Source organism: Pseudomonas sp. IzPS59 (genome assembly GCF_014863505.1).
Taxonomy (GTDB): Bacteria; Pseudomonadota; Gammaproteobacteria; order Pseudomonadales; family Pseudomonadaceae; genus Aquipseudomonas; species Aquipseudomonas kribbensis.
On record NZ_CP062251.1, the window covers coordinates 17603 to 39702 of the forward strand.

Below are 22100 nucleotides of genomic sequence, written 5' to 3' on the forward strand. Positions count from 1 at the left end.
GAATCCGTTTAGCCGCGCGCGGCAGCGATCTTGATCAGCTTGGCGTAGTAGAACCCGTCATGCCCGCCCTGCTGGGCCAGCAACTGGCGACCGTGGGGCTGTTTGATCCCGGCCTGTGTGGCCAGATCCAGTTCCCGGGCGCCCGGCGTGCGTTCAAGGAACGCGGCGATGACTTCGGTGTTCTCGGTAGGCAAGGTCGAGCAGGTGGCGTAGAGCAGGATGCCGCCCACTTCGAGGGTTTTCCACATCGCGTCGAGCAACTCGCCTTGCAGTTGCGCGAGAGCGGCGATGTCGTCGGCCTGACGGGTCAGCTTGATGTCCGGATGACGACGGATCACCCCGGTGGCCGAGCACGGCGCGTCGAGCAGGATGCGCTGGAACGGTTTGCCGTCCCACCACGCGGCCGTGTCGCGACCGTCGGCGGCGATCAGCTCGGCGTTCAGACCGAGGCGTTCGAGGTTTTCCTTCACCCGCACCAGACGCTTGGCTTCCAGGTCCACCGCTACCACGCCGGCCAGCGCCGGTTCGGCTTCGAGGATGTGGCAGGTCTTGCCGCCCGGTGCGCAGCAGGCGTCCAGCACTCGCTGGCCCGGCGCGAGGTCGAGCAGGTCGGCGGCCAGTTGCGCGGCTTCGTCCTGCACGCTGATCCAGCCCTCGGCGAAGCCCGGCAGGCTGCGCACGTCGGCGGCAGCGTCGAGGACGATGCCGTCGCGGCTGAAGGTGCACGGCTGCCCGGCGATGCCCGCTTGAGTCAGCAGACCGAGGTAGGCGTCGCGACTGTGATGACGGCGGTTGACCCGCAGAATCATCGGCGGATGCGCGTTGTTGGCCTCGCAGATGGCTTCCCATTGTTCAGGCCAGAAGGCCTTCAGGGATTTTTGCAGCCAGCGCGGGTGGGCGGTGCGCACCACCGGATCGCGCTCCAGCTCGGCGAAGATCGCCTCATGTTCACGTTGGGCGTTGCGCAGCACGGCGTTGAGCAGACCTTTAGCCCACGGCTTTTTCAGCTTGTCGGCGCAACCGACGGTTTCGCCGATGGCGGCGTGAGCTGGGACGCGGGTGTAAAGCAACTGATAGAGACCCACCAGCAACAGCGCCTCGACATCGGCGTCGGCAGCCTTGAACGGCTTCTGCAGCAGTTTTTCCGCCAGCGCCGACAAACGCGGCTGCCAACGGGCGGTGCCGAACGCCAGATCCTGGGTGAAACCGCGATCGCGATCCTCGACCTTGTCCAGTTGCGTCGGCAGGGAGCTGTTGAGCGAAGCCTTGCCGCTCAGGACAGCGGCGAGTGCCTTGGCGGCGGCCAGACGCGGGTTCATTGCGCGTCCACCGCTGCGCCAAGCACCGTGCCGGTGGCGAATTTCTCACGACGGCTGTTGAACAGATCGCTGAAGTTCAGCGCCTTGCCGCCGGGCAATTGCAGGCGGGTCAGGCACAGCGCCTGTTCGCCACAGGCGACGAGCAGGCCGTCCTTGCTGGCGCCGAGAATGGTGCCCGGTGCGCCTTTGCCTTCGGCCAGCGTCGCCGCCAGCACTTTCAGGGCTTCGCCGTTGAGCGTGCTGTGGGTGATCGGCCATGGATTGAAGGCGCGGACCAGACGTTCCAGCTCGACGGCCGGACGGCTCCAGTCGATGCGCGCTTCGTCCTTGTTCAGTTTGTGGGCGTAGGTGGCGAAATCGTCGTTCTGCACTTCGCCTTCCAGAGTGCCGGCGGCCAGACCGGCAATCGCTTGCACGACGGCTGGCGGGCCCATTTCGGCGAGGCGGTCGTGGAGGCTGCCGCCGGTGTCGTCGGCGTTGATCGGGGTGACGACCTTGAGCAGCATCGGCCCGGTGTCCAGGCCCGCTTCCATGCGCATCACGGTCACACCGCTTTCGGCGTCGCCCGCTTCGACGGCGCGCTGGATCGGCGCCGCCCCGCGCCAGCGTGGCAGCAGGGAGGCGTGGCTGTTGATGCAACCCAGGCGCGGAATATCCAGCACAGCTTGCGGGAGGATCAGGCCGTAGGCGACCACCACCATCAAATCCGGCTTCAACGCAGCGAGCTCGGCTTGAGCGTCAGCGTTGCGCAGGGTCGGCGGCTGCAACACCTGGATATCATTTTCCAGGGCGAGCTGTTTGACCGGGCTCGGCATCAGTTTTTGCCCACGACCGGCCGGGCGATCCGGTTGGGTGTAGACCGCGACGATCTCGTAAGGGCTGTCCAGCAGGGCCTTGAGGTGTTCGGCGGCGAATTCCGGGGTACCGGCAAAAACGATGCGCAGTGGCTCAGTCATGGGGGGGAATCTCATAAAAAGAAAAAGGCTTGCCGCAGCAAGCCTTTGGAGAGGGGCATCAAGCGTTCTGGCGGTGCTGCTTTTCCAGTTTCTTCTTGATCCGGTCGCGTTTGAGCGTAGACAGGTAATCGACGAACAACTTGCCGTTGAGGTGGTCGCACTCGTGCTGGATGCACACGGCGAGCAGGCCTTCGGCGATCAGTTCGTAAGGCTGGCCGTCACGGTCCAGAGCCTTGATCTTGACCTTCTGCGGGCGGTCGACGTTTTCGTAGAAACCCGGCACCGAGAGGCAGCCTTCCTGGTATTGCTCCATTTCGTCGGTCAGCGGTTCGAACTCGGGGTTGATGAACACCCGGGGTTCGGTGCGGTCTTCGGAAAGGTCCATCACGACGATACGTTTGTGCACGTTGACCTGGGTCGCGGCGAGGCCGATGCCCGGCGCTTCATACATTGTTTCAAACATGTCATCGACCAGCTGACGCACTTCGTCGTCCACTACAGCCACAGGTTTGGCGATAGTGCGCAGACGCGGGTCCGGAAATTCGAGGATGTTCAAAATGGCCATAAGCTTGATTGCTGCACGTGTGAGGTAAAGTCGGGCGATGGCCTGGCGGGTCCGAAGATGCAGGCTACCGTTGTGAAACGTAGCTCCTTGCTTTTCAGCATAGAGCAGGGAGCGAGCCACGGGGGCTCTGGCGTTTCACGCGAACGCACATGATAAAGGGATTCACCGCATGAGGAAATCACTACTCGCCCTGCTGTTTCTGGCCTCGGCCGGCACCGCGCACGGGCAAGTGCAACTCAAGGAAGGTTTTCCACAGCAATACACGGTGGTTTCGGGGGACACACTCTGGGACATATCCGGAAAGTACCTGCGCGAACCCTGGCAGTGGCCACAGTTGTGGCGGGCCAATCCGCAGATCGAAAACCCCAACCTGATCTATCCGGGCGATACGCTGACGCTCAGTTACGTCAACGGCCAGCCACGCCTGACCCTCAATCGCGGGGAATCGCGCGGCACGATCAAGCTGTCGCCACGGATCCGCAGCAGCCCGGTGGCCGAGGCGATCCCGAGCATTCCGCTGAAATCCATCAACAGCTTTCTGCTGAGCAACCGCATCGTCGACAAGGTCGAGGACTTCGACAAGGCGCCGTACATCGTTGCCGGTGATGCCGAGCGGGTGCTCAGCGGCACCGGCGACCGGATCTTCGCCCGAGGCCATTTCGATCCGAACCAGCCGGTCTACGGCATCTTCCGTCAGGGCAAGGTCTACACCGATCCACAGAGCAAGGAGTTTCTGGGGATCAACGCCGACGACATCGGCGGCGGTGAAATCGTCGCCACCGAGGGCGACGTCGCCACCCTCGCCCTGCAACGCACGACTCAGGAAGTGCGCCTCGGCGACCGACTGTTCAGTGGCGAGGAACGTTCGATCAACTCGACCTTCATGCCCAGCGCGCCCGCCAGCGACATCAACGGCCTGATCATCGATGTGCCACGTGGCGTCACGCAGATCGGCGCAATGGACGTGGTGACACTGAACAAGGGCAAACGCGACGGCTTGGCCGAAGGCAACGTGCTGGTGGTGATGAAAACCGGGGAAACCGTGCGCGACCGGATCACCGGAAAACCACTGAAGATCCCCGATGAACGCGCCGGATTGCTGATGGTGTTCCGCACCTACGACAAACTCAGTTACGGCCTGGTACTCAACGCATCGCGCTCGCTGGCGGTGCTGGACAAGGTGCGAAATCCTTAGCTGGCTTCACAAGTTACCAACAGAGTTATCCACAGCTTGTTCCGAAAGGTTCAGGGCTTATAACGATCAAGGATGATCCATGATGATGCCTGTCTGTACGCCGGTTTCCCCAGCGGAACTGGAAGCACGTTTGCGCCTGCACCGCTTGCCGAATATCGGCCCGAAACGTTTTGCCCGATTGCTCGAAGCGTTCGGTTCCGCCTCCAAGGCCATCAGCGCGCCGGCCAGTGCCTGGCGTTCGTTGGGGTTGCCGGTGGCAAGTGCCGAAGCGCGACGTTGTCCTGAAGTGCGAGACGGCGCGAGCCGCGCATTGGCTTGGCTAGAGCGCCCGGGCCAGCATTTGCTGATGTGGGACCAGCCGGACTACCCGGCCTTGCTGGCGCAGATTGCCGATCCACCACCGCTGCTGTTTGTTGCCGGTGACCCGCTGATCCTGGAAAAACCGCAACTGGCGATGGTCGGCAGTCGTCGCGCCTCACGCCCGGGCATGGACACCGCCACGGCGTTTGCCCGCAGTCTGGCCGGAGCCGGTTTTGTCATCACCAGTGGCCTGGCGCTGGGCATCGATGCGGCTGTGCATCAGGCCGCGCTCGACGTCGGCGGGCAAACCGTCGGCGTGCTGGGCACCGGTCTGGAAAAATTTTATCCACAGCGCAACCGGCGGCTGGCGGACACGATGATTGCCTCGGGCAGTGCGGTAATTTCGGAGTTTCCACTGGACGCCGGACCGACGGCGAGCAACTTCCCCAGACGCAATCGGATCATCAGCGGTTTGTCCCTCGGCGTACTGGTGGTCGAGGCCAGCGTGGCCAGCGGCTCGTTGATCACCGCCCGACTGGCGGCGGAACAGGGGCGCGAGGTCTATGCGATTCCGGGCTCGATCCACCACCCCGGCGCCCGCGGTTGCCATCAACTGATCCGCGATGGCGCGGTGCTGGTGGAAACCATCGAACATATTCTCGAAGCCTTGCGCGGCTGGCAGCACCTGTCGGTGTCCGCAACCGCACCGAGTACCGAAAACCCGTTGTTGCGGCTGTTGCACGCCGCACCCCATACCAGCGAGGGGTTGGCCGACAGCAGTGGCTGGGCGTTGCCCAAAGTGCTGGCAGCATTGACCGAACTGGAGATGGAGGGCCGCGCCGTATGCGAAAACGGTCGCTGGTTTGCGCGGGTAAGCTAGGTTTTACATTGAAGATCGGTAAACTGCGCGAAACCTGTTTGCGGAGAGTTTTTCATGGTCAACAGTTGGCGTGTGCAACAAGCCGCACGAGAGATTCGCGCCGGGGCGGTGATTGCCTATCCAACCGAAGCCGTCTGGGGGCTGGGGTGCGATCCATGGAATGAAGAAGCGGTGGATCGCCTGTTGGCGATCAAGAACCGTTCGGTGGACAAAGGGTTGATCCTGGTCGCCGACAACATTCGTCAGTTCGATTTCCTGTTCGAGGATTTCCCCCAGGACTGGATCGATCGCATGGCCAGCACCTGGCCGGGCCCGAACACCTGGCTGGTGCCGCATCAGAACCTGTTGCCGGAGTGGGTGACCGGGGTGCATGACACCGTGGCGCTGCGGGTCAGCGATCATCCGCAGGTGCGGGACTTGTGCTCACTGGTCGGACCGTTGATTTCGACATCGGCCAACCCGCAAGGCCGGCCAGCGGCGAAGACTCGCTTGCGGGTCGAGCAGTATTTCCGTGGTCAGGTCGATCTGGTGCTGGGCGGAATGCTCGGCGGTCGCAAGAACCCGAGCCTGATCCGCGATCTGGCGACCGGCAAGGTTGTGCGCCCGGCCTGATATTACCCTTGGTTAATTCTATGAGTACTCCTCGGCTTTTATAGCGAGGAGTACTACGCGTGCCTGCGATTTTTCCTTCATGTAACTGAACATACTGACCGGTTTTTCGGTTTGATTTTTTCCTTTCTATGTCAGATGAATCGGTAAGTATTCATTTGTTGTAATTTTTCCGACGTTATTCTCAGAAGCCGCACAGTGGCGGTTTTTCTAAAAACATTCATTATTTCAATGCGCTCAGAAAACTTCGAAAAGTTAACGGCTGCGGAGAAGAAATGGATATCAGGTATTTGCAATTAACGGACTGTCTGCAGGCATTACAGGCGACCTTGAAAAGTCGTTATGAAAGTTATCGTATCGTTATTCTTGAGGCAGGCTCGGATACGCGAGAGTTTGAACAGTTTGTTGTTCGTCATTTTCGACTGCGATTGCAGCACTACATGTTGACGCCCAAAGCCAGACTGTTTGAAACACGCCTGGCAATTGCCTCGCGCAGTACCCACTTTTTGCTGTATCTGCACGACAGACCCATGGCTGTATTGAGAGTCACGCCTGCGCCGTTCGAATGGGCATCACTGACGCAGCAGCATGTTTCTCCCACGGTGGCGCTATCGCGCCATGTCGAGTTCAGCCGCTTGATCAGCCACTCGCAAAATCAGTTCCCGATGTCGGTCAACGGCCTGCTGGCGGCTGCCACGGAATGGGCGATCAGGCACGGTCATGAAGGCGTTACCGCCCTCTGCCGTTCACCGCAACGACGATTCTTCCAGCGCTTCGGCCTGACGCCGATCACTACCGACGCTCTGCACATCGAACACCGCAAGCGTGGTGATTACTGGCTGCTTTCAGCTCAATGGCAGCAGATTTTCGCCGCACTTCAACAACCCATCCACCTGCTCGCCAACCCATCGGAGAAGCACCTTGATGAATGCGCCCCTAAGTTTTAACCAACAGTTGAGCCTGCTCGATGAGCGAATCGAAAAGTCATGGGCCCATATTCTGGAGAATTCACGGCTGGTTAAAGCCATTCGCGAAGGTGAAGTTTCCAGAGCGTTATATGCGATCTACATGATCGAAACCTTTCACTACACGGCACACAATGCGCGAAATCAAGGATTGGTGGGTGTGCGACATGCAGATAATCCGGTGTATGCAAAGTTCTGTTTTGAACATGCGGCACAGGAAGTCGGTCATGAAAAGATGGCATTGCACGATGTCATGAGCCTTGGTCTGAAGCATGAAGTGTTCGATATTCCATCTGCACTTCCAGAGACTGAAGTATTGATTGCCTATTTGTACTGGATTTCCTTTACCGGTAATCCACTACAGCGACTGGGTTATAGCTACTGGGCAGAAAATGCCTACCAGTTCATTACGCCACTTATCAACCGTCTGAGTGAAACGCTGGAGTTGAAACCGGCTCAGCTGACGTTCTTCGTTGCACATTCCGACATCGATATCGAGCACTTCAACGAAATCAAACTCATGCTGCAGCGTACCTGCAAGCGTCAGGACGATTGGGATGCCGTTGCCACCGTCATGGAAACCAGCCTGCGCCTGACCGGCAACATGCTCGAGGCCGTTTATGAGCAATACGAGGCCTGGCAAAACGGGCTGAAGCCCCGCTATGACTTCCTCCACGCCCTGGACAGCCAATGAAGACCTCGTGCCCATGTTCATATCAGGAGGCTGGAGGCAGGCATGGCTGACTATTTCGACCAGCTCAACTACACGCTGGGGGATGAAGACACCGCGCTTGAGTACGCTATCCTGCCCAGACATGCCCGACACGTGCTGGGTATTGCCGGATGCGGCGGGCGCCTGTTGCCGCTGCTGGCCGCAAACCCGTTACGCATGACCTGTAGCGACATCAGTGCGCCGCAACTGGCGTTTACCCGGTTGCGTCTGGCGTTGCTGGAACAGACCGATCACGAGTCGTTCATGGAGTTCATGGGCTATCGGATGGAAAGTCTCAGAGCACGGCGTCGATCCATTTTTCAGCAATTGATTTTGCCGCCCGCGGATCGTCGCTGGTTGTTCGGGTTATTCCAGTCCAGACAATGGGACGCGCCGATTTACATGGGCGCATTCGAGCAGACCCTGAAGCGGCTGGCGAAGATCACCGGACTGTTTACCGGCAAGGCGGGCCGGGGCATTTTTCAGTACGGCTGTCTTGAAGAACAAACCGAATATTACCGTAAGCGCTTTCCACTCAAGCGCTGGAAGGCCGTGATCGCTTTGCTGGGCAACGCAGCAGTGCTCAATTCGCTGTTGTACAAAGGCTCGTTTCCACCCAACAACCTTGGTATCAGTTCCCGTGCGGCCTATCTGGAAATTTTCCACAGGCTGTTCAGCTCTCAGGTGGTCCGGGAGAGCTTTTTCCTGCAAATGCTGTTTTTCGGTGAACTGCGCTATCCGCAAGGCTTTCCGCTGGAGTGCGATCCGGCAATTTTCCAGCGTGCCCGTGAGGGGCTTCAGCAGTGCGAGTTACGCGTTGTGCAGGCTGACATCCTCGACTGCGTTGACGGGGAAACAGGCATCGATTTCGTATCTCTGTCCGACGTGCCCTCCTTCATGCCCGAAACGGCCGGTACCCATGTTCTGCAGCATCTGGCACCAGCGCTGGCAGAAAACGCGCGGGTGGTCATGCGTGGCCATTTACATGTGGTTCAACCCGATTGTGCAGGTTTTTGCGATATCACCCATCAGTACCAGGCAGAAATCGCACGAGAAAAAACCCAGCTCTGGCGTGTGCAGGTCTATCGCCGGACAGCCGCTATGCAGGTATCCCGATGAACACCTTTCAACCGACCGTCAATTGGGTCAAAAACCGTGTCCGGCAATCTCGTGATGATCAACAGCAGTTATTCGATGCCGGGCTGAATGGTCTGAAACTGGTCAAACGTGAAGGCAAGGAGATCGAACTCGACAGCGGCGAACGGCTGACGGAGTTTCTCTCATGTTCTTACCTGGGGCTGGAGTGTGATCCACGCTTGATTCACGGAGCCGTGAGCGCCGCCGAAGCCTTCGGCGTGCAGTTCGCTGCCGCGCGAACCCGAGTCCTGCTGCCTCCCATGCGTGAGCTGGATGAACAACTGAGCCGGATATTTCAGGGGCATACGGTTACCTTCAACTCGGTGGGCAGTGCGCATCTCGGCTGCCTGCCGCTGCTCGGTTCCGGCGAAATGCCCTCGTATCCCCTGCGTCGTGGTCCCTGCTGGATTATTGACCGCGCGGCTCATGCCTCGATGCAGGTGCTGCAGGGCATTCTCTGGCAGTTCGGGCCGGTAAAGCGATGCGATTGCAGCGATTTGGAGCAAGTAGAGGATGCGTGTCTGGCGGGGGTCGCCGCGGGCAACACGCCCATCATCCTGACCGACAGCATTGGCTCGATGCGCGGTTTGTATTCGGTCAACCGCCTGCTGCAACTGGCGGAGCGTTTCGAGGGTTATTTCTATGCGGATGACGCCCACGGTACCTCGATCCACGGAGCGGCCGGGGGTGGGTATGCATTGGCCGCTGCAGAAGAACGGCTGCGCGGTCGGCTGATCCTTCTGTCGTCGCTGTCCAAGGCATTCGGTGCAACCGGTGGCGCGATCACCGTGCGTACAGCGGCGGATGCCGAGCTGATACGAAGCCACGCTTCGACTTATACGTTTGGTGGACCACTTTCCATGGCTGGAGTTGGCGCGGCGGTCGCCTCCGGGAAAATCCACCTGTCGCCGGAGCTGGGTCGATTGCAGTCTGACCTGTGGCGAAATATCGCCGTGATCGACGGTCTGCTTGGGCCGGTGCTGGGCAATCATCAGGTCGAGTCCCCCATTCGTTTCATCCGCGTCAGGGCCGAGAGAGACGCGATCTGTCTGGCGCAGCATTTGCGTCGGCAGGGCATGGCGGTCACTACCGCACTGTTTCCGGTAGTGGCCAAGGGCGAGGCGATTTTGCGTCTGGCCGTCAGCGCGAGCCACAGTCAGCGCCAGTTGGAATCTCTGGCGAGTGCCGTCCGTAGCGGATTCGACGAGTTGGGCATTCGTCAGGGAGGATGGGGCAATGAGCAATGATCCTCTGATGGATTTATCGGCCGAGGCTATTGCGCAAAAATTGGCTCACGCGCGTTCTCTGCCCTGGTTCCGTGCGCTGTATCCCCGGATTCTGGAGGTGCAGACATTGGCTGATCTGCGTCGACTGCCGGTTCTGGCAGTGGAAGACGAGTTCGGCGGTGAGCTGTTTTCCGCACTCGGCGATGCGTCGCACCGAGCACCCGGTGGTGGACTGACCCTGACCTCGGGAGGGAGCACCGGCAACCGCAAACAGATCACTCATTCCTGGGCGTTCAACGCCGCGATCGTGCCTCTGGGGGCGCGGATGTTTGGTATGACGGCCGAGCATCCGGAGGTGGTCATCAACTGCCTGACGGCCGGTGAAATGCAGGGTGCATTTCACTACGCGACAGCCATCGTCCAGCACATTGGCACACGCTTGTTGCCAGCCGGCTCACAGATGGGCGTTCAGCGCATTGTCGAGCTGATTCAGTCGCACGCGGCCGATGCGCTGATGTGCACCCCTTCTTTCGCCGCTGCGTTGTTCAATCATGAAAACGTTGGTTCAGAACAGTTGGGCAGTCTGAGGTGGCTTTACTACATTGGAGAACCCTGCAGTAAAACGCTCCGCGATCAACTGGCCCGGGACTGGCCGAAGCTGAAAATTCGCTCGTTGGGCTACAGCTCGACGGAAACGGGTCCCATCGGCTTTCAGTGTGCACACCTTGAACACGGTTTTTATCATTTGCATGCCGACGCGATGCTGGTCGAAGTAGTTGATCCCCTGACCTTGCAGGCCGTGGCAGAAGAAGAGACAGGCGAGTTTCTGCTGACGCCCCTGCTGCCCGATCATGCGCCGCTGTTTCGCTACAGGATCGGAGATCGCGGGCGAATCCTGCGCACGGTGAAGAATTGTGCCTGTGGCAGCTCCATGCCGGTTCTGGCCCTTGAGGGACGGGTAGAAACATCGATCAAACTGGGTGGGGCGATCATCACTCAGTCACAGGTATTGCACGTACTTCGGCAGCTCTTGCCTGAATTGGACACTGCAGATGTCCAGGTGCAGATCGATCGACAGCCCGGTGGAGCGCACATGCGTCTGGTTATCGCCGAGGACAGATTGACTGCCGTCGCGCAAACCTTCCTCGAACGTGCGTTGCAGGTCGAAGGGCAAGCGAGCGCGTTGCTCAGTCTGCCCGGTGTATTGGGGCTGGAGGTGAAGCGTCTTGCCCGTCAGGCATTTGAAACGACCTTGATCGGCAAGACACCGTTTTTTGCCGAGTTGCCACAGACTCCGACCAAGTCATGACGATTGGCCGGAGAGATCTGCCGTCAGGGCAGCAGAACGGTGGAGCCAGTGGTGCGTCGCGCCGACAACTCGGTCTGCGCCTTCGCCGCATCAGCCAGTGCGTAACGCTGGCTGATATCCACTTTCAGCTTGCCGCTGTTGATCATCCCGAACAGCTCATCCGCCATGCGTTGCAGGTTTTCGGCATTGTTGGCGTAGGTCGCCAGGGTTGGCCGAGTCACGTACAGCGAACCTTTCGCCGCCAGAATACCCAGGTTCACCCCGTCCACCGCGCCCGAGGCATTGCCGAAGCTCACCAGCAGGCCGCGAGGCGCCACGCTGTCCAGCGAGGCCGGCCAGGTGTCTTTGCCGACGCCGTCGTACACAACCGGGACCTTTTTCCCGTCGGTCAACTCCAGCACCCGTTGGGAGACGTTTTCGTGGCTGTAATCGATGGTTTCCCAGGCGCCGTGGGCCTTGGCCAGTTCGGCTTTCGCTTGCGAGCTGACGGTGCCGATCAGCTTCACCCCCAGCGCTTTCGCCCATTGGCAGGCCAGCAAACCGACGCCGCCGGCCGCCGCGTGGAACAGAATGGTTTCGCCGCCCTTGAGTTCATAGGTCTGGCGCAGCAGGTACTGCACGGTCAGGCCCTTGAGCATCACGCCGGCCGCGGTTTCGAAGGTGATGGTGTCCGGCAGGTGCACCAGATTTGCCTCCGGCAGGACGTGCACGTCGCTGTACGCGCCCAGCGGGCCGCTGCCATAGGCCACGCGGTCGCCAACCTTGAACCGGGTGACGGCGCTACCCACCGCCTCGACGATGCCCGCACCTTCCGCCCCCACACCCGACGGCAATGCTGGTGGCGCGTAGAGGCCGCTGCGGTAGTAGGTGTCGATGAAGTTCAGGCCGATGGCCTTGTTGCTCACGCGAACCTGCTGCGGGCCGGGTTCGGCGGGCTGGTAGTCAACGTATTCGAGCACTTCGGGGCCGCCATGGGCGCGGAACTGGATTCGCTTGGCCATCTGCCTACTCCTTGGGACGATTCGGAAGGCCCCTATCGAACTCCCCTGCTTGATCTTCGTCAACTGCGGCGTGCCTACCTGCGATGGTATGCTACGCGCCCATTTGCGCCGCCCCCTCGCTCACGGGGCGATGCCCGATCCAAGGTGATGCCATGACGACCTGCACCGACGCCGTAAAGGCCTATCTGCTCGACCTGCAAGACCGCATCTGCGCGGCGCTGGAATCCGAAGACGGCGGCACGCGCTTCGTCGAAGACGCCTGGACCCGTGCGGCCGGCGGTGGAGGTCGCACCCGGGTGATCGAGAACGGCGCGGTGATCGAAAAGGGCGGCGTCAACTTTTCCCACGTCTTCGGCAGCGGTCTGCCACCGTCCGCCAGCGCTCATCGACCGGAACTGGCCGGACGTGGTTTCGAAGCCCTCGGCGTGTCGCTGGTGATCCACCCGCACAACCCGCATGTGCCGACGTCCCACGCCAACGTGCGCTTTTTCATCGCCGAGAAGGAAGGTGAAGAGCCGGTCTGGTGGTTTGGCGGTGGCTTCGACCTGACGCCGTATTACGGCAACGAAGAAGACTGCATCCACTGGCACCGCGTCGCCGAACAGGCCTGCGCGCCGTTCGGCCCGGACGTCTATCGGCGCTACAAGGCCTGGTGCGACACCTATTTCCACATCAAGCATCGCCACGAACCACGGGGTATCGGCGGCCTGTTCTTCGATGACTTGAACGAGTGGGACTTCGACACCAGTTTCGCCTTCATGCGCGCCATCGGTGATGCATACATCGACGCTTACCTGCCGATCGTGCAACGCCGCAAGAACGACGCGTTCACTGCCAAGCAGCGCGAGTTCCAGGAGTTCCGTCGCGGTCGCTATGTCGAGTTCAACCTGGTTTATGACCGTGGCACCCTGTTCGGTCTGCAATCGGGCGGGCGCACCGAGTCGATCCTGATGTCGCTGCCGCCACAAGTGCGCTGGGCCTACGACTGGAAAGCCGAGCCGGGCAGCGAAGAAGCGCGCCTGACCGAGTACTTCCTGCAAGACCGCGACTGGCTGGCCCAGGCCTGAGGATTTCTGATGGATCGTTACGTCGTTTTCGGTAACCCGATCGGCCACAGCAAGTCGCCGATGATTCACAAACTGTTCGCCGAGCAGACCGGACAGAGCCTCGACTACAGCACCCTGCTGGCACCGCTGGATGATTTTTCCGGCTGCGCCACGGCGTTTTTCCAGGAAGGTCGCGGTGCCAACGTGACCGTACCGTTCAAGGAAGACGCCTACCGCCTGGCCAACAGCCTGACCGCCCGTGCCCAGCGCGCGGGTGCGGTGAACACTTTGAGCAAACTCGCCGACGGCACCTTGCTCGGGGATAACACCGATGGCGCCGGGCTGGTGCGGGATCTGACGGTCAATGCCGGGTTCAGCCTCACCGGCAAACGCGTTCTGCTGCTCGGCGCCGGTGGCGCGGTGCGCGGTGCGCTGGAGCCGTTGCTGGCGGAGAAACCGGCGTCGGTGATCATCGCCAACCGCACGGTGGACAAGGCCGAGCTGCTGGCCGAACTGTTCTGCGACCTGGGGCCGGTGTCGGCCAGCGGTTACGACTGGTTGCGCGAGCCGGTGGACGTGATCATCAACGCCACCTCCGCCAGCCTCACCGGCGATGTGCCGCCGATTGCAGAAAGCCTGATCGACCCCGGCAAGACCCTGTGCTACGACATGATGTACGGCAAGGAACCCACCGCGTTCTGCCGCTGGGCCAGCGAGCATGGCGCGGGTGTGGTGATGGATGGCTTGGGCATGCTGGCGGAACAGGCGGCGGAAGCCTTTTTCCTTTGGCGCGATGTGCGTCCCGACACGGCGCCGGTTCTGGCGGAGTTGCGTCGACAACTGGCACTCTAAGGCGCCTTCAGTCCTCGAAGCGGATCGGGCATTTCTCCGGCCCTTCGAGTTTGCGTAACTCCTCCACCACCTGTGGTCGCGCCTGACGCAAGGTCAGGCTGCGATCCTGGCGCAGCAGGCGCCGGGCTTCCTGATGGAGCATTTCCACGCCGGAATAGTCGATGAAGTTGATCTGCTGCGCCTCGATCACCACCCGCGCGCCGTGCATCCGTTGCAGGCGCACTTGCAGGTAGTGGCTGGCGCCGAAAAAGATCGAGCCGCCGACCCGCAATACATCATCCTCGCCGTCGCGCCAATGCTGCACTCGTGGCTGCGAAGTGCGCTTGAGGTAGAAAAACAGCGACGCCAGCACCCCGGCGTAAATCGCTGTCTGCAACTCCAGCAGCAACGTGGCAACGCAGGTCAGGCCCATCACCACAAACTCGGCCCGGCTGACCCGCAGCAGCGCACGAATGCCGCGATGGTCCACCAGTCCCCAGGCGATCAACAGAATACTGCCGGCCATGGCCGGGATCGGAATGTGCGCAATCAACCCAGCGCCGAAAATCGCGAACAGCGCCACCCACAACGCCGAAAACACCCCGGCCAGAGGTGAACAGGCCCCGGCCTCATAACTCAGTCCGGAACGGGTGAACGATCCGGCGGACAACGATCCCGAAAAGAACGCCCCGATGATGTTGGAAAGCCCCTGGGCACGGACTTCCTGATTGGCATCGAGCAATTGCTGGGAACGCGCGGCAATCGAACGGGCAATCGACAGACTGGTGACCAGCCCGAGCATGCCCACCGCCACGGCGCTCGGCAGCAGACGCAGGACCAGATCCATGTCCAGCGGCAACCCGCTGAACGGCGGCAAGCGCCCGACAAAAGCACTGACCAGGTGAACATGGCCAAACATCGCCGGCCACAGCCACACCACCAGGCTGCCGAGCACCAGAGTCATCAACAGTGTCGGCCAGCGTGGCAGCCATTGTTTGAGCAACGCGCCGAGCACAACTGTGGCGACACCGAGAACCAGCGATGGTTTATCCACAGCCCCGAGATGGCGCAGCAAGTCCATCAGGCTGGCCAGCGCCGTGGCCTTGGCCGGCAGATCCAGCCCCAGCAGGTTCGGCAATTGCCCGATGGCAATGACCACCGCCGCGCCGAGGGTGAACCCCAGCACCACCGAGTGCGAGACAAAATTCACCAGTGCGCCGAAGCGCAACAGGCCGAGCAGCCACTGGAAAATCCCCGCCAGGAACGTCAGCAGCAGAATCAGGGTGATGTAGTCCTGCGACGCAGGCACCGCCAGTGGACTGACACTGGCGAACAGGACAATCGAAATCGCCGCCGTCGGTCCGCAGATCAAGTGCCACGACGAGCCCCACAGGCAGGCGATCAGCACCGGAATGATCGCGGCATACAGGCCGTACTCGGGTGGGAGACCGGCGATCAGGGCGTAGGCAATCGACTGGGGCAACGCGAGAATCGCGCCGCTGAGGCCGACGACCAGGTCCCGCCCGACGCTGGCGCGGGTCTGCCGGGGCAGCCAGGTCAGGAAGGGGAACAGTGAGCGGCGGCTGGGGAAGGCCATGGATCCTCTCGGGTGAAATTTTGTGCATTGTACGCAGCTCGGGACGCAAAGCGCCCATGGCGGCATTCCCACGCAAAGCGTGGGAGTGATCGGCCCGTGCCGTTACAGTTTGGCTTTTACGACCGGCAACGCATCCTTGCCATCCACGGTCTTCACCCCATCAAGCCACTTATCCAGCACCCCCGGATTCGCCTTGATCCACGCCTTCACCGCATCGGCATTGCTGACCTTCTTGTTCACCACCTCGGCCATGATGCTGTTCTCCATCTCCTGAGTGAACGAAAGATTGGTCAGCAATTTACCCACATTCGGACAAGCCTCGGCGTAGCCCTTGCGGGTCAGGGTGTAGACGCTGCCGGTGTCGCCGAAGTATTTCTCGCCACCCTTGAGGTAATGCATTTTCAGCTGTACGTTCATCGGGTGCGGGGTCCAGCCGAGGAAGGTGACGAATTTCTGTTTCTTCACTGCCCGCGAGACTTCGGCCAGCATCGCCTGTTCGCTGGACTCGATCAGCTTCCACTGACCCATGTCGAAGTCGTTCTTCTTGATGATCTCTTGCAGCGAGATGTTCGCTGGCGCGCCAGAGCCGATGCCGTAGATCTTGCGATCGAACTTGTCGGCGAATTTGTTCAGGTCGGAAAAGTTATGCACACCCGCGTCCCACACGTAGTCCGGCACGGCCAGGGTGAATTCGGTGCCGTCGAGGTTCTTCGCCAGTTGCGTGACGTCACCGGTGGCCACGAACTTGTTGTAGAAGCCCTGCTGCGCCGGCATCCAGTTGCCGAGGAACACGTCGACCTGGCCATCCTTCAAGCCGCCGAAGGTGATCGGCACCGCGAGGGTGTCGACCTTGACCTTGTAGCCCATGCCGTCCAGCAGAAACCCGGTGATGGCGTTGGTCGCGGCGATGTCGCTCCAGCCGGGATCGGCCATTTTCACCGTGTCGCAGCTTTCGGCGAATGCGGACGCGCTGCCCAGTGCCAGCAGGCTGACCGTCACGACTGTGGATAACTTGACCATGGACTTCCCCTTAACGTTATTGGTTTTGGCAGGGTTGTGGATAACGGGCCTTGCGCTCCAGGTCATCGAGGTCGATGTGGTTGCGCATGTACTGCTGACTGGCGTCCACCAGCGGCTGGTGATCCCAGCTCTTCAGCTTGCCGATGGTCAGCGCTTCGGCCACGAAGCGCCGGCGCCGCTGGCTTTCGAGCACCTTGCGGTGGATCGCCGGAATGTCCCATTTGGCCCGTGCTTCGCCGAGAAAATCGTCGAACAGCTGGCGATGTTGCGGTGACTGGCTGAGTTCTTCCTGCTCCCGTGGATCGTTATCCACATCGTAGAGTAGGCAAGGGTCGGTTTCGCTGTAGATAAATTTGTAGGCGCCACGCCGGATCATCATCAGCGGGCTGACGGTGCCTTCGGCCATGTATTCGCCGAACACTTCGTCGTGACCGCCCTGCCCCTGCAGATGCGGCACCAGCGAGCGGCCGTCCAGCGGCAGGTTCGGTTCCAGGCTACCGCCGGCCAGTTCGACGAAGGTCGGCAACAGGTCGGCGGTGGACACAGCAGCGCTGACGCGGTGGGATTTGAACTGACCGGGCGCACTTATCAACAGGGGCACGCGCGCGGCCATCTCGAACCAGTGCATTTTGTACCAGAGGCCTTTTTCCCCAAGCATGTCGCCGTGGTCGCCCGAGAACACGATGATGGTGTCATCGATCAGCCCCGTATCTTCGAGTGTTTGCAGGAGTTTGCCGACATTGGCGTCGATATAGCTGCACGCGCCGAAATAGGCCCGGCGAGCATCGCGGATCTTATCCACAGGCAATGGCTTGTCCCACAGGTCGTAGACCTTGAGCAAACGCTGGGAATGCGGATCGAGCGAATGCTGGTCCGGTATTGCGGGAAGCGGGATATCCGCATCGTCGTACAAATCCCAGAACGGCTTGGGAATCGTGTACGGATCGTGTGGGTGAGTCATCGACACCGTCAGGCAGAACGGCTGGTTGCCGTCCTCACGAATGTGGTCGAACAGGTATTGCTGCGCCTTGAACACCACCTCTTCGTCGAAGTCGAGCTGGTTGGTGCGTACGCACGGTCCGGCCTGTAATACCGAGGACATGTTGTGGTACCAGCTCGGCCGAACATCCGGCTCGTCCCAGTTCACCGCCCAGCCATAATCGGCCGGGTAGATGTCGCTGGTCAGACGTTCTTCGTAACCGTGCAGTTGGTCGGGGCCGCAGAAATGCATCTTGCCCGACAGCGCAGTGCGGTAGCCGAGGCGCCGCAGGTAATGGGCGTAGGTGGGAATGTCGGCGGGGAAATCGGCGGCGTTGTCGTAGGCGCCGATCTTGCTCGGCAACTGGCCGCTGACCAGGGTAAAACGCGACGGCGCGCACAGCGGGCTGTTGCAATACGCGGCATCGAACACCACGCCCTGTTCGGCGAGGCGGCTGAGATTCGGCAGTTTGATCGGCGACGGGCCGTAGAACGGCAACATTGGCGCGGCCATTTGATCGGCCATGATGAAGAGAATGTTCTTGCGCTTCATGTGATCGCGGCATTCCATAGTGAATATTTATGCGACATTGCTGCGATCGAGCATGGATTCCACGCAATCTCCGGTAAAGCCCGCGCCGGACAATGACTAGGATAAGCACAGCTTATGTATGAAGCCCTCGGTGATTTGTCGCTGGACCTGCTGCGCGCCTTCGAGGCGGCTGCTCGTCATCGCAGTTTTACCGCAGCAGCGGTGGAACTCGGCACCACTCAACCGGCCATCAGTCAGCAAATCAAACGGCTGGAGGAACAGCTCGGAACACGGCTGTTCGACCGGATCTACCGAGGCATCGAACTGACCGAGGTCGGTTCGATCCTTTTCGAGCAAGTCACTCTTGGTTTGCAGAATATCGACGCAGGGTTGAGCGCGATCAGCGCACAACAGCAACATGAGGTGCTGCAGGTCGCTACCGATTTCGCCTTCGCCGCGTATTGGCTGATGCCGCGCCTGCATCGTTTTCACGAAGCCAATCCGCAGGTCGATGTCAGCCTCGTCACCAGCGAACGCAATCACAACATGCTCCGGCCGGATATCGACGTTGCCGTGCTGTTCGGCGACGGTCGCTTCAAACAGGGCGAAAGTCACTGGCTGTTCAGCGAAGAAGTGTTTCCAGTGTGCAGCCCGCAATTGCTCAAGGAGCGAGCCCGGCCCTTGCCACCCCAGGCACTGCTGGAATTCCCGTTGCTGCATCTGCGCGGCGAGAACAGCAGCAACTGGTTCGACTGGAGCGGTCTGTTCCGCGAACTCGGTATCAACACGCCGCCTGCGCCGGGCCAACTGCGTTTCGACAACTACACCTTGTTGATTCAAGCGGCGATTGGCGGTCAGGGTGTGGCCATCGGCTGGCGGCACCTTGTGGATAACTTGCTCGCTCAAGGTTTGTTGTGCCGGCCGATTGCCGAGACCACCCTCTCCCGCCTCGGCTATTACGTGGTGCTACCGCAGCGCAAACGGCGAGGGGCGTTGATCCAGCAATTTGTCGATTGGCTGATGGCCGAACAGGCCAGCAGCGCGCAGTCGCTGACGGGAGTGGATTTGCCTTCGATCGCGGTGTGATCAGCCTTCCGACGCCGCGACAAAACTCACGTTTTCGCCCACATGCAGATTCAACCGCAGCTCATCGGCCATTCCGACCGCTACCCGATGAAGACGCTCCAGCGGCTCGGCCAGGCCCGGTTCCAGCGTGCCGCCGACCTGGTTGAAATGCTCGATGGTCAGCCCCGCCACTCCACGCGGCGCATCGACCAGCGTCCAGTGCAACGGGCTGCCTTGCAGGGCTTCGCGGATTTCCTCGGCGGCGTGGCGTTGCAGGCGATCATCCAGATCCGGCTCGTCCAGCAGCGCGAAATCCCCCACGACAAACAGCCGCGACACGTGCGCCGCTTGCAGGCCATCGATCAGCGCATCCACCGCCAGCACCTGTTCCACCGGCCCGAGCACCACGGACTTTTCCACATGATCGCTGCTGAACGGCAGGCCCGGTGCATCGAGCAGGCAGATCACCGCCGAGCTGCCGGCCACACTCTGGTTGACCCGTTCGGCATCGAACAGATCACCGCTTTTGGTACGCAGGCCCGGGCGTGGCGCGAGGGCGGTCAGGTCGTCGAGGATGGCGATGACTTCGTGCTGACGCCTCAGCAGTTCAGCCATCAACGCACTGCCCAGGCTACTCATGGCACCATAGAGCACCACTTTCACCACCGGGGTTTCGGCATTTTTCATGGCTGAGGTCCCTTTTGTTTTCCCTTGTATGGCGTGTGACATACGGCCAACGCCTAGGGTTCGAACCGATTCAGAGGGTTTGCGATGCAGACGATCAAGGGTTATCACGCCCACGTTTATTACGATGCCAGCACGATTGCTCAGGCACGTGCGCTGTGTGAGCAGGCCGCGCAATTATTCCCGTTGAAGATGGGCCGCGTACACGAACGCCCGGTCGGCCCGCATCCGGACTGGAGCTGCCAGCTGGCCTTCGGCCCGGAGCTGATCGGCGACGTGCTGCCGTGGCTGGCGCTCAATCGCAAGGGATTGGTGGTGTTCCTGCACCCGGACACCGGCGATGACTTGCTCGACCACACCGAGCACGCGATCTGGATGGGCGCGATACGGCCGCTGGATCTGTCTATTTTTTGATCAGGGCGTTTCTTTACTGATCGAACAATGACAGTGGGCAATGTCGCGCAACACTCCGCTGAACTGATAGCGGATATGTCCGCAGTGACAGCCGTCGCTGTGCAATTCATTCATCACCCTGCCTTCTCGTTCCCGTGTTCATTGACTCCAGTCGCATCCGACGGTCGGTTGGCCGTTCGCATCGAAGCTTTCACCTGCGAAAGCTGGCTGAAAGGTTGCCCCATTAGGATCGCCGCCACTGCCGGCAACAGACCGGTTGGCCAGCGCGTGTGATTGCTCCCGCGTCAGGCCCAATTAACAACAACAATGGTGATTCTGATGTCCTCTGTAGCCCGCCTCCTCGCTCCAACTCCGCCCGTACGTCTCGTGCTTCCCGTTCTGCGCTGATCCCGCCCGATCCGCTCACTTACCTAGCCGCGCTACGCCTGGAGTATTCCCATGCTGACTTTCCTTGGCTTCGCCATGGTCATCACGTTCATGTTCCTGATCATGACCAAGCGCCTGTCCGCGCTGATCGCTCTGATCATCATCCCGATCCTGTTCGCCCTGTTCGGTGGCTTCGCGCCGAAGATCGGCCCGATGATGCTCGAAGGTATTACCAAGCTTGCGCCGACCGGCGTGATGCTGATGTTCGCCATTCTGTACTTCGCCCTGATGATCGACTCCGGCCTGTTCGACCCGGCCGTGCGCAAGATCCTCAAACTGGTCAAGGGCGACCCGCTGAAAGTTTCGGTCGGCACCGCCGTACTGGCGCTCGTCGTTTCCCTCGATGGTGACGGCGCGACCACTTACATGATCTGCGTGGCCGCCATGCTGCCGCTGTACAGCCGCATCGGCATGAGCCCGCGGATCATGGCCGGCCTGATCATCCTCGCCGGCGGCGTGATGAACATGACCCCGTGGGGCGGCCCGACCGCCCGTGCCGCCAGTGCGCTGCACGTGGACCCGTCGGACATCTTCGTTCCGATGATCCCGGCCATGGGCGCCGGTGTGATCGCGATCCTGATCATTGCCTACTTCTACGGCAAACGTGAACGTGCACGTCTGGGCGAGCTGCACCTGATCGGCGACGAAATCGACCACAGCGAAATCAGCGTGTCGCAGTTCCCGGATGCCCGTCGTCCGAAACTGATCTGGTTCAACGGCCTGCTGACCCTGGCGCTGATGTGCACCCTGATCGCCGGCCTGCTGCCGCTGCCGGTACTGTTCATGGTGGCGTTCAGTATTGCCATGATCGTCAACTACCCTTGCCTGCAAATGCAGAAGGATCGCGTCGCGGCTCACGCCGGCAGCGTGCTGTCGGTGGTCAGTCTGATCTTCGCGGCGGGCATCTTCACCGGTATCCTGTCGGGCACCGGCATGGTCGATGCCATGTCGAAAAGCCTGCTGGCGGTGATCCCTGATTTCCTCGGCCCGTACCTGGCGGTGATTACCGCGCTGGTGAGCATGCCGTTCACGTTCTTCATGTCGAACGACGCGTTCTACTACGGTGTGCTGCCGGTGCTGTCGGAAGCGGCCAGCCATTACGGCATCACCGCCGTGGAAATGGCCCGCGCTTCTATCGTCGGCCAGCCGGTTCACCTGCTGAGCCCTTTGGTGCCGTCGACGTATCTGCTGGTCGCACTGGCCGGGATCGAGTTCGGCGATCACCAGCGTTTCACCCTGAAGTGGGCAGTGCTGGTCTGCCTGTGCATACTGGCCGCCGCACTGTTGTTGGGGACTTTCCCGCTGTTCAGCACTTTGTAACGGCACCAACTCA

21 protein-coding genes and 1 pseudogene are annotated in these 22100 nt (G+C 60.8%); 13 read left to right on the forward strand and 9 right to left on the reverse strand.

What is annotated here, in order from left to right:
* Nucleotides 1-8: 8 nt before the first annotated feature.
* Genes rsmB through def form a run of 3 tightly spaced genes read right to left on the reverse strand, consistent with a single transcriptional unit; the run spans nucleotide 9 to nucleotide 2840 of the window.
* The gene (gene rsmB / locus IF189_RS00080) at nucleotides 9-1319 is read right to left on the reverse strand and encodes a 16S rRNA (cytosine(967)-C(5))-methyltransferase RsmB (RefSeq protein WP_192552636.1); all 1311 of its coding nucleotides are present in this window, start codon (nucleotides 1317-1319) and stop codon (nucleotides 9-11) included.
* Complete coding sequence (gene fmt, locus IF189_RS00085; protein ID WP_134828610.1) at nucleotides 1316-2275, reverse strand: methionyl-tRNA formyltransferase; 960 nt, start codon at nucleotides 2273-2275, stop codon at nucleotides 1316-1318. Before fmt ends, rsmB begins: the two co-directional genes overlap by 4 nt.
* 58 nt (nucleotides 2276-2333) lie before the next feature.
* On the reverse strand, nucleotides 2334-2840 hold the full coding sequence (gene def / locus IF189_RS00090; RefSeq protein ID WP_085713083.1) for a peptide deformylase: 507 nt from the start codon (nucleotides 2838-2840) through the stop codon (nucleotides 2334-2336).
* A gap of 169 nt (nucleotides 2841-3009) precedes the next feature.
* Between def and IF189_RS00095 the strand changes: the two genes are divergently transcribed.
* From IF189_RS00095 to IF189_RS00130, 8 genes are all read left to right on the forward strand, one after another.
* Nucleotides 3010-4035 (forward strand): LysM peptidoglycan-binding domain-containing protein, encoded by a 1026-nt coding sequence (locus IF189_RS00095; protein WP_134828611.1) that lies wholly within the window; start codon nucleotides 3010-3012, stop codon nucleotides 4033-4035.
* A 79-nt stretch (nucleotides 4036-4114) separates the two neighbouring features.
* A complete protein-coding gene (gene dprA, locus IF189_RS00100) occupies nucleotides 4115-5215 on the forward strand; it encodes a DNA-processing protein DprA (protein WP_134828612.1) in 1101 nt (366 codons plus the stop codon).
* 54 nt (nucleotides 5216-5269) lie between these two features.
* Nucleotides 5270-5827 (forward strand): L-threonylcarbamoyladenylate synthase, encoded by a 558-nt coding sequence (locus IF189_RS00105; RefSeq protein WP_085713080.1) that lies wholly within the window; start codon nucleotides 5270-5272, stop codon nucleotides 5825-5827.
* Between the two features lie 272 nt (nucleotides 5828-6099).
* Nucleotides 6100-6771: a hypothetical protein gene (locus tag IF189_RS00110; RefSeq protein ID WP_192552637.1), complete on the forward strand. Its 672-nt coding sequence runs from the start codon at nucleotides 6100-6102 to the stop codon at nucleotides 6769-6771.
* Complete coding sequence (locus IF189_RS00115; protein ID WP_192552638.1) at nucleotides 6749-7483, forward strand: iron-containing redox enzyme family protein; 735 nt, start codon at nucleotides 6749-6751, stop codon at nucleotides 7481-7483. Before IF189_RS00110 ends, IF189_RS00115 begins: the two co-directional genes overlap by 23 nt.
* 42 nt (nucleotides 7484-7525) lie before the next feature.
* The gene (locus IF189_RS00120) at nucleotides 7526-8620 is read left to right on the forward strand and encodes a DUF3419 family protein (RefSeq protein WP_192552639.1); all 1095 of its coding nucleotides are present in this window, start codon (nucleotides 7526-7528) and stop codon (nucleotides 8618-8620) included.
* Complete coding sequence (locus IF189_RS00125; RefSeq protein WP_192552640.1) at nucleotides 8617-9885, forward strand: aminotransferase class I/II-fold pyridoxal phosphate-dependent enzyme; 1269 nt, start codon at nucleotides 8617-8619, stop codon at nucleotides 9883-9885. Before IF189_RS00120 ends, IF189_RS00125 begins: the two co-directional genes overlap by 4 nt.
* Nucleotides 9875-11173 carry a phenylacetate--CoA ligase family protein gene (locus IF189_RS00130; RefSeq protein WP_192552641.1) on the forward strand — a complete coding sequence of 433 codons (1299 nt, stop codon included), beginning with the start codon at nucleotides 9875-9877 and terminating at the stop codon, nucleotides 11171-11173. The genes IF189_RS00125 and IF189_RS00130 overlap by 11 nt, the downstream gene beginning before the upstream one ends.
* A gap of 23 nt (nucleotides 11174-11196) precedes the next feature.
* Here IF189_RS00130 and IF189_RS00135 read toward each other — a convergent pair whose 3' ends face one another.
* Nucleotides 11197-12174: an NADPH:quinone reductase gene (locus IF189_RS00135; RefSeq protein ID WP_134828618.1), complete on the reverse strand. Its 978-nt coding sequence runs from the start codon at nucleotides 12172-12174 to the stop codon at nucleotides 11197-11199.
* Nucleotides 12175-12326: 152 nt separating this feature from the next.
* On the opposite strand from IF189_RS00135, the gene hemF reads away from it, so the two are divergent.
* Both hemF and aroE read left to right on the forward strand, forming a co-directional pair.
* Nucleotides 12327-13241 (forward strand): oxygen-dependent coproporphyrinogen oxidase, encoded by a 915-nt coding sequence (gene hemF / locus IF189_RS00140; RefSeq protein ID WP_134828619.1) that lies wholly within the window; start codon nucleotides 12327-12329, stop codon nucleotides 13239-13241.
* Nucleotides 13242-13250: 9 nt separating this feature from the next.
* Nucleotides 13251-14072 (forward strand): shikimate dehydrogenase, encoded by an 822-nt coding sequence (gene aroE / locus IF189_RS00145; RefSeq protein WP_134828620.1) that lies wholly within the window; start codon nucleotides 13251-13253, stop codon nucleotides 14070-14072.
* Nucleotides 14073-14079: 7 nt separating this feature from the next.
* On the opposite strand, the gene IF189_RS00150 is transcribed toward aroE, so the two are convergent.
* The 3 genes from IF189_RS00150 to betC all read right to left on the reverse strand — a co-directional run bounded on the left by IF189_RS00150 (nucleotide 14080) and on the right by betC (nucleotide 18199).
* Nucleotides 14080-15648, reverse strand: coding sequence for a SulP family inorganic anion transporter (locus tag IF189_RS00150; RefSeq protein ID WP_192552642.1), 1569 nt, complete (start codon nucleotides 15646-15648; stop codon nucleotides 14080-14082).
* A 102-nt stretch (nucleotides 15649-15750) separates the two neighbouring features.
* A complete protein-coding gene (gene choX / locus IF189_RS00155; protein ID WP_192552643.1) occupies nucleotides 15751-16668 on the reverse strand; it encodes a choline ABC transporter substrate-binding protein in 918 nt (305 codons plus the stop codon).
* Nucleotides 16669-16684: 16 nt separating this feature from the next.
* Nucleotides 16685-18199: a choline-sulfatase gene (gene betC, locus IF189_RS00160; protein ID WP_192552644.1), complete on the reverse strand. Its 1515-nt coding sequence runs from the start codon at nucleotides 18197-18199 to the stop codon at nucleotides 16685-16687.
* Between the two features lie 114 nt (nucleotides 18200-18313).
* On the opposite strand from betC, the gene IF189_RS00165 reads away from it, so the two are divergent.
* Nucleotides 18314-19264 carry a choline sulfate utilization transcriptional regulator gene (locus tag IF189_RS00165; RefSeq protein ID WP_134828624.1) on the forward strand — a complete coding sequence of 317 codons (951 nt, stop codon included), beginning with the start codon at nucleotides 18314-18316 and terminating at the stop codon, nucleotides 19262-19264.
* Here IF189_RS00165 and IF189_RS00170 read toward each other — a convergent pair whose 3' ends face one another.
* Complete coding sequence (locus IF189_RS00170) at nucleotides 19265-19930, reverse strand: NAD(P)-dependent oxidoreductase (protein ID WP_134828625.1); 666 nt, start codon at nucleotides 19928-19930, stop codon at nucleotides 19265-19267.
* Between the two features lie 84 nt (nucleotides 19931-20014).
* Here IF189_RS00170 and IF189_RS00175 point away from each other — a divergent pair, with 84 nt between their 5' ends.
* A complete protein-coding gene (locus IF189_RS00175; protein WP_134828626.1) occupies nucleotides 20015-20341 on the forward strand; it encodes a DOPA 4,5-dioxygenase family protein in 327 nt (108 codons plus the stop codon).
* Between the two features lie 12 nt (nucleotides 20342-20353).
* Here IF189_RS00175 and IF189_RS28795 read toward each other — a convergent pair.
* Nucleotides 20354-20455, reverse strand: a pseudogene (locus IF189_RS28795) (GFA family protein); the annotation flags it as partial.
* 324 nt (nucleotides 20456-20779) lie between these two features.
* On the opposite strand from IF189_RS28795, the gene IF189_RS00180 reads away from it, so the two are divergent.
* A complete protein-coding gene (locus tag IF189_RS00180; protein WP_085713065.1) occupies nucleotides 20780-22087 on the forward strand; it encodes a CitMHS family transporter in 1308 nt (435 codons plus the stop codon).
* The last annotated feature ends 13 nt before the right edge of the window (nucleotides 22088-22100 follow it).

What these genes read in the sequence shown, in the direction of transcription:
- choX (WP_192552643.1), bottom strand. Translation starts at nt 16,668, where the DNA reads ATGGTCAAGTTATCCACAGTCGTGACGGTCAGCCTGCTGGCACTGGGC.
- IF189_RS00150 (WP_192552642.1), bottom strand. Translation starts at nt 15,648, where the DNA reads ATGGCCTTCCCCAGCCGCCGCTCACTGTTCCCCTTCCTGACCTGGCTG.
- IF189_RS00135 (WP_134828618.1), bottom strand. Translation starts at nt 12,174, where the DNA reads ATGGCCAAGCGAATCCAGTTCCGCGCCCATGGCGGCCCCGAAGTGCTC.
- dprA (WP_134828612.1), top strand. Translation starts at nt 4,115, where the DNA reads ATGATGATGCCTGTCTGTACGCCGGTTTCCCCAGCGGAACTGGAAGCA.
- IF189_RS00110 (WP_192552637.1), top strand. Translation starts at nt 6,100, where the DNA reads ATGGATATCAGGTATTTGCAATTAACGGACTGTCTGCAGGCATTACAG.
- IF189_RS00165 (WP_134828624.1), top strand. Translation starts at nt 18,314, where the DNA reads ATGTATGAAGCCCTCGGTGATTTGTCGCTGGACCTGCTGCGCGCCTTC.
- IF189_RS00105 (WP_085713080.1), top strand. Translation starts at nt 5,270, where the DNA reads ATGGTCAACAGTTGGCGTGTGCAACAAGCCGCACGAGAGATTCGCGCC.
- IF189_RS00175 (WP_134828626.1), top strand. Translation starts at nt 20,015, where the DNA reads ATGCAGACGATCAAGGGTTATCACGCCCACGTTTATTACGATGCCAGC.
- IF189_RS00180 (WP_085713065.1), top strand. Translation starts at nt 20,780, where the DNA reads ATGCTGACTTTCCTTGGCTTCGCCATGGTCATCACGTTCATGTTCCTG.
- aroE (WP_134828620.1), top strand. Translation starts at nt 13,251, where the DNA reads ATGGATCGTTACGTCGTTTTCGGTAACCCGATCGGCCACAGCAAGTCG.
- rsmB (WP_192552636.1), bottom strand. Translation starts at nt 1,319, where the DNA reads ATGAACCCGCGTCTGGCCGCCGCCAAGGCACTCGCCGCTGTCCTGAGC.
- betC (WP_192552644.1), bottom strand. Translation starts at nt 18,199, where the DNA reads ATGAAGCGCAAGAACATTCTCTTCATCATGGCCGATCAAATGGCCGCG.
- hemF (WP_134828619.1), top strand. Translation starts at nt 12,327, where the DNA reads ATGACGACCTGCACCGACGCCGTAAAGGCCTATCTGCTCGACCTGCAA.
- IF189_RS00170 (WP_134828625.1), bottom strand. Translation starts at nt 19,930, where the DNA reads ATGAAAAATGCCGAAACCCCGGTGGTGAAAGTGGTGCTCTATGGTGCC.
- IF189_RS00125 (WP_192552640.1), top strand. Translation starts at nt 8,617, where the DNA reads ATGAACACCTTTCAACCGACCGTCAATTGGGTCAAAAACCGTGTCCGG.
- IF189_RS00120 (WP_192552639.1), top strand. Translation starts at nt 7,526, where the DNA reads ATGGCTGACTATTTCGACCAGCTCAACTACACGCTGGGGGATGAAGAC.
- def (WP_085713083.1), bottom strand. Translation starts at nt 2,840, where the DNA reads ATGGCCATTTTGAACATCCTCGAATTTCCGGACCCGCGTCTGCGCACT.
- IF189_RS00095 (WP_134828611.1), top strand. Translation starts at nt 3,010, where the DNA reads ATGAGGAAATCACTACTCGCCCTGCTGTTTCTGGCCTCGGCCGGCACC.
- IF189_RS00115 (WP_192552638.1), top strand. Translation starts at nt 6,749, where the DNA reads ATGAATGCGCCCCTAAGTTTTAACCAACAGTTGAGCCTGCTCGATGAG.
- fmt (WP_134828610.1), bottom strand. Translation starts at nt 2,275, where the DNA reads ATGACTGAGCCACTGCGCATCGTTTTTGCCGGTACCCCGGAATTCGCC.
- IF189_RS00130 (WP_192552641.1), top strand. Translation starts at nt 9,875, where the DNA reads ATGAGCAATGATCCTCTGATGGATTTATCGGCCGAGGCTATTGCGCAA.